Annotated in this window: 10 protein-coding genes and 1 rRNA gene; 5 read left to right on the top strand and 6 right to left on the bottom strand. The window is 53.1% G+C overall.

Going from position 1 to position 11,035, the window contains the following annotated elements; translation table 11 throughout:
• Positions 1 to 117, top strand: a 5S ribosomal RNA gene (gene rrf, locus NXT01_RS05595).
• Between the two features lie 543 nt (positions 118 to 660).
• Here the strand turns inward: rrf and NXT01_RS05590 are convergent.
• The 3 genes from NXT01_RS05590 to NXT01_RS05580 are packed head-to-tail and all read right to left on the bottom strand — an operon-like array spanning position 661 to position 5,208.
• The gene (locus tag NXT01_RS05590; RefSeq protein WP_259078429.1) at positions 661 to 1,308 is read right to left on the bottom strand and encodes a DUF3239 domain-containing protein; all 648 of its coding nucleotides are present in this window, start codon (positions 1,306 to 1,308) and stop codon (positions 661 to 663) included.
• Positions 1,309 to 1,310: 2 nt separating this feature from the next.
• The gene (locus NXT01_RS05585; protein ID WP_259078427.1) at positions 1,311 to 2,990 is read right to left on the bottom strand and encodes a DNA repair helicase XPB; all 1,680 of its coding nucleotides are present in this window, start codon (positions 2,988 to 2,990) and stop codon (positions 1,311 to 1,313) included.
• A complete protein-coding gene (locus NXT01_RS05580; protein WP_259078425.1) occupies positions 2,983 to 5,208 on the bottom strand; it encodes a helicase-associated domain-containing protein in 2,226 nt (741 codons plus the stop codon). Before NXT01_RS05580 ends, NXT01_RS05585 begins: the two co-directional genes overlap by 8 nt.
• A gap of 65 nt (positions 5,209 to 5,273) precedes the next feature.
• On the opposite strand from NXT01_RS05580, the gene NXT01_RS05575 reads away from it, so the two are divergent.
• Positions 5,274 to 5,462: a hypothetical protein gene (locus tag NXT01_RS05575; RefSeq protein WP_259078423.1), complete on the top strand. Its 189-nt coding sequence runs from the start codon at positions 5,274 to 5,276 to the stop codon at positions 5,460 to 5,462.
• A gap of 72 nt (positions 5,463 to 5,534) precedes the next feature.
• Here the strand turns inward: NXT01_RS05575 and NXT01_RS05570 are convergent, their stop codons facing one another.
• On the bottom strand, positions 5,535 to 6,152 hold the full coding sequence (locus NXT01_RS05570; RefSeq protein WP_259078422.1) for a resuscitation-promoting factor Rpf1 domain-containing protein: 618 nt from the start codon (positions 6,150 to 6,152) through the stop codon (positions 5,535 to 5,537).
• 623 nt (positions 6,153 to 6,775) lie between these two features.
• On the opposite strand from NXT01_RS05570, the gene NXT01_RS05565 reads away from it, so the two are divergent.
• Positions 6,776 to 7,174 (top strand): cold-shock protein, encoded by a 399-nt coding sequence (locus NXT01_RS05565; protein ID WP_259078420.1) that lies wholly within the window; start codon positions 6,776 to 6,778, stop codon positions 7,172 to 7,174.
• A gap of 35 nt (positions 7,175 to 7,209) precedes the next feature.
• Here NXT01_RS05565 and NXT01_RS05560 read toward each other — a convergent pair whose 3' ends face one another.
• Together NXT01_RS05560 and NXT01_RS05555 are read right to left on the bottom strand one after the other, a co-directional pair.
• Positions 7,210 to 7,719, bottom strand: a complete 510-nt coding sequence (locus NXT01_RS05560; protein WP_259078418.1) for a DUF2771 domain-containing protein — start codon at positions 7,717 to 7,719, stop codon at positions 7,210 to 7,212.
• A gap of 15 nt (positions 7,720 to 7,734) precedes the next feature.
• On the bottom strand, positions 7,735 to 8,538 hold the full coding sequence (locus NXT01_RS05555) for a glutaminyl-peptide cyclotransferase (RefSeq protein WP_259078417.1): 804 nt from the start codon (positions 8,536 to 8,538) through the stop codon (positions 7,735 to 7,737).
• A gap of 68 nt (positions 8,539 to 8,606) precedes the next feature.
• On the opposite strand from NXT01_RS05555, the gene NXT01_RS05550 reads away from it, so the two are divergent.
• Positions 8,607 to 9,335, top strand: coding sequence for a DUF3027 domain-containing protein (locus NXT01_RS05550; protein WP_259078415.1), 729 nt, complete (start codon positions 8,607 to 8,609; stop codon positions 9,333 to 9,335).
• Positions 9,336 to 9,532: 197 nt separating this feature from the next.
• Positions 9,533 to 10,993, top strand: coding sequence for an NCS2 family permease (locus NXT01_RS05545; protein WP_259078413.1), 1,461 nt, complete (start codon positions 9,533 to 9,535; stop codon positions 10,991 to 10,993).
• Positions 10,994 to 11,035: the final 42 nt, after the last annotated feature.

The raw sequence follows: 11,035 nt of genomic DNA, 5'->3' as shown, positions 1-11,035 counted from the left end.
GTCGGTGGTTATTGCGTCAGGGGTACGCCCGGTCCCATTCCGAACCCGGAAGCTAAGCCTGGTAGCGCTGATGGTACTGCAAACGGGAGTTTGTGGGAGAGTAAGTCACCGCCGACCTAAAACTTAAGATGGTGGGAGGGGTTGTGTGCAGGCTGTGTGCTTGTGCGCAACCCCTCCCCCTTTTTTTGTCTCATATACCCGTAATCGGTTCCGGGTTGCTTACCATTTCTGGCGCAGGACTATTTTGTCCTTGAAATAGGCTAGAAGATTCCAGATGGTTAGTGTCGATACGGGCAGGATGCGGAGTAACTAACTCGCGGTTATTGTAGTCACCATTTGCCGACTCCTAGGGGCCCAGGAGTAATAGATCCAGGGAATAAACGCCTAATTGCTCGGTGGAGAGTATACTCTCTACCGGCTCGGGATATAGAGCTGTGCAGCCGGCTTTAGATCTCAAGGGAGTTAATCGACAGCTATAATAAATGGTCCAAAAACTTCCTGTATTCTCCAGCATGGCGCCGTCAGCTCGGGGGGCTTGGGATCCGGATAATTTGGTAGACCTAGATCTAGCGGCTTGATGCTGTACCTAGTTCAAGTGGTCCCGATTCTTTCCTGCAACTAATACCTAAGCGGGGGGCACCCATATCTCCAATAGGGTGGCTATGAAAGCTCTAACTCGAGCAAATTTCTCGGGGTAGCTTGAACGTCTTCAAGACGGTGAAGATTTTCTTCCAAGACTCTCCATTGTTCCTCAGGGATTGCTGCTCTAGCGCGCGCAATTACCTCCCGGTCCGGTGTCCCCCATGTAATAGGCACAGGGGAGACTTCGCCCCATGCATCCTTTGCGTATACATCTTTGCGTCCACTCACCGCTACCGCAGGAACTTTCTCACCGATCTTTCGGGTGTGGTCCCCCAATCCAGTAACGGTGCGCGTAGCTAATGCCCATTGTGGTGGCTGGGTATCGAGTGCGCTTAAATTAACGAGGGCTAAAAGGACGCAGTCACGTGGATTAACCTCCGCGATCATAGCGGCGCACAGTTCGTAGCTATTATAAAGTTTCTCGGCGCTGCCAATAGCTCTAGGTAGAACGAAAACGAGCACTGCGTTCATAGCCGCTAGAGCACCTAAAACGATCTTGGCCACGACTGCGTAACCACCAAGATTTATATAGTCAACCACGAATATTAGGCCTATCAGGAGTACGACGGCTAATAGAGCCGCTTTGATTAATCGCGATCCATCGCGCAGCAGCTCGTTATGTTTGCGGGCATACTGTTCGTCGACGCTAAACGAGAATTTTTGCATCTTTATCCTTCTTTCCGTGGTGCAATCTGAGGCAAGAGCTCATCGAGGTCTTGAAGATCGACTATCCGGTAGGCGTAGCCTTGTTCTGCTAAGAAGCGTTGCCGATTCGCCGCGTACTCGGCGTCAATACTGTCACGACTGACAACTGTATAGAAGTGCACCGATTGCTTGTTTGCCTTAGGTCTGAGCAACCGCCCTAAACGCTGCGCCTCTTCTTGACGGGATCCGAAGGTACCCGAGACCTGAATCGCCACCTGGGCGGCAGGAAGGTCGATAGAGAAATTCGCAACTTTGCTCACCACAAGTGTTGGCACTTTCCCTTCGCGAAATTGCTGGAATAGTTCCTCTCGTCGGCTCGTGCGGGTACGCCCGTCAATGAGCGGCGCTCCGAGTTTCTCACTGAGCTCCTCAAGCTGCTCGACGAAAGCGCCGATAATTAAGGCTGGATCCCCAGCGTGGAAATCAAGAATTTTTCGCACCGCTGAGGTTTTGCTCTCCGAGCACGCTGCGAGGCGGTAGCGCTCCCTAGTTTCGGCGATAGCGTAGCTCATCTTCTCATCGTGCGTCATGGTACTTCTGACCTCAATGCACTCTGCGCTCGCGATGAACCCCTGCATTTCAAGGTCTTTCCAAGGGGCATCATAGCGCTTGGGTCCGATCAGTGAAAAGACATCGCTCTCGCGCCCGTCTTCTCTAATTAGTGTTGCTGTGAGGCCGAGGCGACGCCGTGATTGCAGATTGGAAGTCATACGGAAAACCGGGGCAGGAAGCAGGTGGACCTCATCGTAGATGATGAGGCCCCAGTCTCGGCTATCGAAGAGTTCGAGAGCCCGATACTCGCCCTTGGATTTGCGTGTCACCACCTGGTACGTGGCTATGGTGACGGGTCGAATCTCTTTCTTTTCCCCGGAATACTCACCGATCTCCGCCTCAGTAAGAGAGGTCTTCGCCAGCAGCTCGTCGCGCCATTGCCTCCCTGCAAGGGTGTTAGTGACCAAAATAAGGGTGGTCACTTGCGCCTTAGCCATAGCCGCGGCACCTACGATGGTTTTCCCCGAACCACAAGGTAACACTACGACACCTGAGCCCCCGTTATAAAAGGCGGCTGCGGCCATCTTCTGATAATCGCGGATATTCCAATCGCCGGTCTGTAGCGTGATGGGGTGACTTTCCCCGTCTATATATCCGGCAAGATCTTCGGCCGGCCACCCGATTTTAATGAGCTCTTGCTTCAAGCGCCCGCGCTCGGAAGGGTGGACGGCAATAGTTTCTGAATCAATACGGCTCCCCAGCATTGGTGCGATATTCTTATGCCGCGTGATCTCCGTCAGCACGCTAAGATCTTCAGACTCAAGTATGAGACCGTGAGCGGGATGATCGAGGATCCGCACGCGCCCGTAACGAGCCATTGTTTCAGCTATATCGATCAGGAGTGCTTGAGGGATCGGAAAACGCGAGTAGCTATCGAGGACGTCGATAAGCTGCTCAGCGTCGAATCCTGCGGCACGGGCATTCCACAGGGCAAGGGGCGTTATGCGATAGGTGTGGATATGTTCAGGGGCGCGCTCGAGTTCGGCGAATGGGGCAAGGGCAGCCCGAGCAACATCGGCGTTAGGGTGGTCAATTTCGAGTAGAACTGTTTTGTCTGACTGGACAATAAGGGGGCCCGATCCGTTAGTCATCCGTTTTTCCTTCGCTGTGTATGATCTGCGCTGCACTGAGGCGATGAGCGGGGATACGAATTAGCTCCCCGGTAACTTTCTCAATGGCTGAGATATGACCCGCGGTCATCGCAATGGGGCTCATTTCTTGAGAGTGCTGGATACCTGCAGCATCGACATAGCTAAGTATAAGGTCTAATTTATGGCGAATCGCTTTGTGAACCACGCTTATTGATGCCTCCCCGGACCCGATAGAGTGCGAGGGCGGAGAAGCCTTCAGTGCCTGGAGTGCTTTGAGGATGGAATCCTCACTGAGACTAGGTGTTGATCGTGGAGCCGGAGGGGTTTCCTGGCGTTCACGCTGAGGCCTGATATCGACGCTTAAACCGTGGTGATCCTCGGCTACGGCGTGGTAGCCATCCGCCCGTAAGGCTGCAATAACGTGGGCTAGCGGCGCTGACGATACCGCGACTGTGGGTGCTATCTGACTGAGGCTGAGCCTTTTGATACTTGGGCTGGCAATAATCTGAGTAAGAAGCACAGCATCGTCGATGCGGAGATAACTGGTGGCCACCCCGCCACGGATCTGCCCATGGGTGCGGGAAATATCATCGATAAGAAATTCGATTACTGAGGGTAGCTCCCCGATAAGGTGAGTCGTGAAGAAATTCCTGATATCAGCGGCGCTGCGCCCAGCGTCGAAGCCTCGACGCAGAGAGGATTCCGAGATTCTATATACACTAGCAAGCCCTGGGGATTCGAGGTCAGCATAAAGATTAATAGAGCGGTGCACCGTTGATTCGAGAGGACCCGGGGCGAGCAAAGTGAGATCGCTATTAGGAATGAGATAGCTGATTTCCTGAGGCGTGAGCGCGACAAGGAGCTCAGCGAAGTTCTTGTCAATGCTGCGAAGCGCAGGAGCAGCGAAGTAGAATCCGTCATTGTGGATGAGAGCCCCCATCGAAAGGCCTTCGTTAATGAGCTCATCGATAAACTGATCATCGTAGGCAAGCTGTTGATAAGGATGGCGAAAAGCTAATTCCGCTGAGATATGTGCTCGAGTTAATCCGGTATCGCCAAAGAGCTTAAAAAATTGCCGTCGTAATGGGGGAAGCTTTTCATCCCAAGTTTCTTCGCTATTGAGGCGGATTGATTGTCCCTTATCATCTTTAGTGCCTGCTATCCAGTGTTGCAAGGCCCCTGCCCGCCACCAGCCCAGCCAGATCATCTCCCACTGAGTGGCCAAGGGAGATTCGAGGAATTCTGCGCAGCGCTCGGTATTGGCCAATTCCAAACCACCCTCCTCGTTGTGGTGGGTGACAACAAGGCGTGCCCCAAAAAGAAGAGCCACGACGGTATTCACAATGCCTTGACTCGTGTGGAGGATGTGAGTCAGTTGTTGTTCACCGCGTACTCCTAATCCGCGATTTTTTAATAGCGCAACGGGTGTGGTGTCTAGGTACTCCACTGTATGGCGACATAATCGTACGATATCAAGAGCGGTTGCAACCGCCTGTTCCGCTAGCTGAGAGTCGAGTTTAGGCTGTGAGTGACTGTTGGGGGAGCTTAGGGGTATAAACCGGTGACCTGCGAGAATCTGGCGCACATAGGTAGGCAAAGCCACTGTAGTATCATCTCGCCGCACCAATAGACCGTCGGCGATTAGGCGGGGTATTGGTTTGGATTGATCGGCATGAGGGTGCGCATCGCGGGTTGTTCCCGTAGCCTGCGGAGCCGCGAGGGCTGTGAGGATCTTCAGCGATATGTGATCAAGAGCCGACACTTTAAGAGCCGTTGTCGCGAAATCATCGCTATCTTTTTCTGCTAGAACGCGAACCACAGGGTGAAGATAGTCAGCCACGGACTCCGCTAGGGCTATGCCGTTAGCAGTGGGGATTACTAAAAGATAGCTGCTGAGGGTATCAATGAGCTCAGAGAGAGACCAAGACCCTTCGATATAAGGGCTTAGTAAGTTTTTCATATCCTCTTCGGGTACCGCGTGAAGATCGCCTCCTAAAGTATCCAAAGCCTCGAGAACTGCGATCTCGCGCGCGTTGAGCTGGAAGAGTGCGCGCACAATACTCTGTTTAAGTCTCAAACGGCCAGCCAGAGAACGAATATGTGGGGGTGTCGGAAAGAGAATATCGGGGCGGTTGGAAAAAAGAACACTCAACTCATCATCGTCGAGGGAGGTGAGATACTCTTCAAGAGATGGTGGTGTGGGGGTGGCAGAATTCATGGTGAAATCCAATTGTAGCTGTTGAAAAGGTGCGGTTTTGGTGAAGATTTGCCAAAATGAGAAGTATGTCAAATATGGAGAAAAAAGGTTATGTTGATCCAGGTTGGCCCACCGAGGTTCCAGGCGGCGGCCACTATGTAACGGATATTATCGCGAAATTTGCTGGTGCCAACAGTCCGTTCGGCGATATTGAGTTTCCTGTTCCAGCCGAGCAGACCGGCTACGTTCATCCTTATACGCGTATCAACAAATAGTATTTCCCAGCAAAAAAGGGCCCGACCGCTCAATAAGCAGTCGTGCCCTTTTTTTGTGGCTACATCGAGCTCCTAGAAGATGGAGTGAATGAGCTCACGGTTAGCGCTATAGAAGGCGTTGAGGTCTACGCGGAAGGAGTAGTAGAGAGCTTCGATCTGCGGGGGAACAGTGAGACCAAATTCTGCGAGGCGAGCCACGATGAGGTTATAGAGCGCGTCAACTGGTAAGGATTCCGCGTTTTGGCCGTCGCGCTCAGCCGCGAATTCTGCTTGGGCTACAGCTTCTTGGACTACAGCTGGAGCATCCGCCACGATAGTGCGGGGGGTAGGAGCTGCGTTGAGTCCTAGGCGAGACGAGCAGGAGGGCCACGCACCCCAGCCTTGGCCGGCGAGCACGCGCTCAGCGACCGCGATTTGCTGCTCACGGGTTGCTTGGTAGGCGTAGGGGGCGAACTCGCCGCCACCATAACCACTCCAGGTCGATGGGGAGAATTGCAGCCCCCCGTGGTAACCGTTGCCGGTATTAATGGACCAATTGCCTCCAGCTTCGCATTGGGCTAGTCGATCCCAGTCGGAGTCAGGAGCAGCATTGGCTGCGGGAGCGAAGATGACGGTGGTTGCTCCTACTACTGCGGCTCCAGCGGCTAGTTTCTTCAGCGGTGTAGCGGTCTTGCGGGCATGTTTCGCCATGAGTTTCTGGGTATCCTCTCAGTGGCCACCGGTTGTGGGGAGAAAGCGGTTAGCTTACTCCTGATACTGGCTGTTGATTTTCGAGCCAGTACTTCCCTTGGTGTGCTTGCAATGTCATTAAAGTGGTCATGATCCCCAATGAGGATCAGCTGTCTTTTTGGTCCTCTGAGCGTAGATTTCTCTCCATAAGGCATTTCGATGATCCAAGCAAAGACCAAGGGAGTGGTGGAGATCATCGAAGAATTGATGAGTATACATCGTACTTATGTTTGGAAAAACCAGAGCTGCAAAGGTTCTGGTCAATCAGCCTAGCGTATTTATAACGAAATTGTCACGTTTTACTGTTTACTTTTTCTCGTAGGTGGCCTCGGGTGGACTATCGTGGCTTGTAGGCAGCACTTTTCGGGTAAGTCGTGGCGAGAGTTAGGTAGTCGCAATATTTGTTGCTGATTCGTTATCTTGGGGCCACTACAGCTCTCTCCTTTAGGGGGTTAGCGTCAGGCTTCAGCCTTCGCTAGAATAGTATCTTTCGTCTATCTATTTTGACCCTCGCAGATTAGACTGAAGAACCAGTGTCCCGCGGAGGCGGCTGAGCTTAAAAAATTTAGGAAGGAATGAGTGTCATGCCTATTGGCAAGATCAAATGGTACGACCCCGAACGAGGTTTTGGCTTTGTATCCAACCCGGGATCTGAAGACGTTTTCGTTAGCCAAGCTGTTCTTCCAGATGGCGTCACTGAACTTCACCGCGGTCAGCGAATCGAATTCGATTTTGCATCTGGCAAAAAGGGCCCGCAAGCCCTCCGCGTCGCTATTATTGATCCACCTCGCGTACACGCAAAGCCGCAGCGCGTTGAGCGTAAGCACTCCGCCGAGGAGCTGGGATCCGTGGTCGCTGATCTCGTGAATCTCCTTGACGGTAAGGTGTTGCCGCAATTAACTGCGGGTCACTATCCTGACCGTAAAGAGGGCAAGCGTATTGCTGAGATTCTGCGAGCTGTCGCTGCTGAGCTCGATATCTAGCATTGAGATCTAATCTCACAGAGCCCGTCTGATCTTTAGGAGGCGGGCTTTTTCGTTGCGCCAACAGACCAAACCACGCTCAGCGGAGTTTCAGCTCCGTCGGCGTCGCGGCCGATGAGTACGGATTTAATCTCCACTACTAATAGCTCGGCATCACTATTGGTTGTGGGGATTTCGATATGCTTCTTTTCGTAGGGGCCGAAGTAGAATTCACTGTTGTGGGCTGGGTCGTCGTAGATACTCAAGACTGTCCAGTCATGGTCGTATATATCTCGAGGTACGTCAACAACCAGCTCGTTAGCGGCGCTAAGATCTTTGAGAGTGGGGCTGTCTTCTCGGCAGGGCTCTCCAAGTTCGCATACGCTATACGGGGGAACTTCGAAGCGCTCGCTTCCCAGTTGAGCCTGTATTTTGAGGTCCTCCGGCGCAGTACCGGGGCGGTTATTCCACCAATTTTGAAAGGCTATTGAGGTGATGAGAACCACGAGAACCGCCACACCAAGCCCCGCTACCTGAACAATGGTTTTTTTCGTCTTTGGGCGCATATTTTTTAAATCCTCCTAGGCTGGCTCACTGCTAAACCGGACCTCATAAAGGTCGGGCCACTGCTTACCCGTGATATAAAAGCGATCAGTGCCGGGGATATTAGCAATACCATTGAGAACATGATCGGTATCGCCGCTGGTGCGATTTGGAACCGTCGAGGCATCGATAATGGCGACCACTCGCTTATGGTCGAGATCAATTTTATAAATATCAGTACTTAAATAGATGTTTGCATAGACATATCGAGTTCCGGACTCCTTTGTGCAGGCGAGCTCGTTGAGCATACTTACCGGCTCACCATCGCGAGTAATGGAAATACGATCGCGCTCTGCGAAGCTCTCTCCGTCGAGAATTCTGAGAGTGTCACTTCCGTCGCTCATCACCATATAGTCCTCGTAGGAGCACAAACCCCACCCCTCGCCGGGGTAACGCACTGTATGAGTAACGTCGAGACTTTCTGCGTTGCGGGCAAAGGCAATTCCGCTTTGCCACGTGAGTTGCCATACCGTATCGCCAAATCGTGTGGCGCCCTCGCCAAAAAGCTCTGGGTCGAGCGGCTGATTATGAGTACTGACGCCGTCGAGTGTGTAGTAGTAAATTCGGGATCGATTGTACTGTCCGCCGCTAACCAGGAGGCGATCACCATCAACCTCCAGCCCCTGGGTGTAGGTGGTGGAGTCGAATGGATAGGTATGAAGAATTTCAACGTGCTGATACTCGATGGGGGCAGCAGAATACGGGGCGCAGGCCCCCGAGCTTAGCGCTGCAAAGACACTTATACTCGCGAAGGCACCGCGCCAATAAGAACTACTCGTCATAGCTATTATCATGCCCCACCACGGCTCGATTTGCGCAGACTTGCTCGGCTATAGGCCATAATAGAGGTGTGTCACGTAAAAGAACCCCTCCGCTGTTATTGAGTGCTAGAGCAGTATCGATCGCCCGTCGCGCCCTTGAGGAACTGGACGAAGGCGAGGTAGGAAGCCATATTGGGGTTGCGGCTCTTGGCAATAATAGTGCCACGCATTGTTTCGAAGCTGCCGTCCCTGGGTATCCTGGGTGGGAATGGAATGTGGTGGTTGCTGCCGCACCTGGTAGCCGTTGGGTAACTATCTCCGAACTTGGTCTCGTCAGTGGAGGGGAGGCTCTTAAAGCCCCTGAATGGGTTCCCTACCACGATCGAGTGCAGCCCGGCGATCTTGGCCCTGGGGATCTCATGCCTCCAGCTCCCTCAGATCCCCGCTTAAGCGATAATGATACGGAATCGGTTCTCTTAACCGGTCAGGCTATTGCGCCAGGACAGCGAAAGCTTGCTGCGATAGAACTGGAGACCATGAAGCAACGCTGGCACAAAGGAGAGTGGGGACCGGACACTGAATATGCACAAAAAGCCCCGCACCCGTGCAGGAGCTGCGCATTCTATCTGCCGTTCGCTCACCCATTAGGGCCTGATTTCGGGGTATGCGCTAATGAATACTCAGCGCACGATCAGGTGGTGGCCAAAGACTATGGATGCGGTGCGCACTCGGGAGTGGAAACCCCACAAACTCAAAAGCGGGTAGAGACACCCGCTTTCGACGACGAATCCCTCGTCGAGGTGGAGGTGCGCACGTAGGCGGTGGGGTGATGTGAAAGAGCACTCCGGCCGGAGCCGGTATAACCCTTATGTAATATATCTCACATTCTCTCCTGATCATTTGTTAACAATGCAGCTTAAATGGGATTGTTTAAGACGTGCACTCCTCAAAAGTGATTTTTCACATAGTGAGAGTGCAATCGATAGTTACCTAGCCCAACCATTCTGGAGAGAATATGGCCGAAACCGCTGTGGGGCAGAATGCCTCCACACTAGATCGCTTTTTTCACATCACGGAGCGGGGTTCCTCAATCAGCACAGAGATCCGCGCTGGCGTCGTCACCTTCTTCGCGATGGCGTATATCATCATCTTAAACCCCCTCATTATCGGTACCATTGCCGATTCTGAGGGGCTTACTCTTGGAGTACCCCAAGTAGCAGCCGCTACGGCTCTCGCCGCAGGCGTTATGACCATCGCCTTCGGTTTGATCGCTCGGTATCCTTTCGGCATCGCTACCGGTCTGGGCATTAACACCCTAGTGGCGGTAACCATGGTCAGCGTAGAGGGCCTCAGTTGGCCAGAGGCTATGGGGCTGGTTGTCCTGGACGGTATTATCATCGTCCTGCTTGCCGTATCTGGCTTCCGCATGGCAGTTTTCAACGCCATCCCGGCATCGATCAAGGCAGCTATGGGTGTAGGTATTGGTATGTTCATCGCCATGATCGGACTCGTCGACGCTGGTTTCGTTCGCCGTATACCAGATGCCGCAGGCACGACAGTTCCCGTCACTCTCGGCTCCGGGGGATCGATTGCCTCGTGGCCCACCTTTGTTTTCGTGATCGGCCTCGTTCTGTGTGGAATTCTGGTGGTACGCCAGGTTCGCGGCGGGCTCTTCATCGGAATCGTTGCCACCACACTTGTCGCAATGGTTGTCGAAGCTCTCACGCATGCCGGCCCATCCTTTGTCGACGGGCAACCCGTAGCAACTGGCTGGTCGTTGGCAGTCCCTACTCTGCCCGAAACTATCGGTGGACTTCCAGATCTTTCCATCATCGGCAATATTTCCCTCTTCGGAGCCTTTACTCGAGTCGGCGCGCTGGCGGCCACACTGCTTCTCTTTACCCTTGTGCTGGCCAACTTTTTCGACGCAATGGGGACCATGACAGCACTAGGCAAGCAGGCTCAACTTACCGATGAAAAAGGAAATCTTCCTAACCTACGAGCGGCACTGATCGTGGAAGGCGCAGGTGCCATCGTTGGCGGTGGAGCCTCAGCCTCCTCCAATACGGTTTATATCGATTCCGCAGCAGGCATTGCCGATGGTGCCCGAACTGGTTTAGCAAATATAGTCACCGGCATTCTCTTTCTCTTGGCTATGTTCCTCACCCCGCTCTACGCCATTGTTCCTATCGAAGCGGCAGCCCCAGTGTTGGTCGTGGTGGGTGCGCTTATGATCGCACAGGTTCGCGATATCGATTTCTCCCAATTCCATATCGCGCTACCGGCCTTCCTCACTATTGTCATCATGCCTTTTACCTATTCCATCGCTAACGGAATCGGGGTGGGCTTCATTGCGTATGTCATCATGGCAGCCGCAGCAGGAAAAGCAAAGAGTGTGCATTGGATCATGTGGCTCGTTTCGGCCCTGTTCCTTATCTACTTTGCAGCGGAACCACTGTTGCAGATCGTTGGCTAAAACCCTTTATTAAAGCCGCCTACCACATAAGTGGTAGGCGGC

This window comes from Corynebacterium sp. ES2775-CONJ (genome assembly GCF_024814515.1).
Classification (GTDB): Bacteria; Actinomycetota; Actinomycetes; order Mycobacteriales; family Mycobacteriaceae; genus Corynebacterium.
The sequence above is the reverse complement of the archived record's forward strand: the minus strand, read 5'-3'. Positions and strand labels throughout refer to the sequence as shown.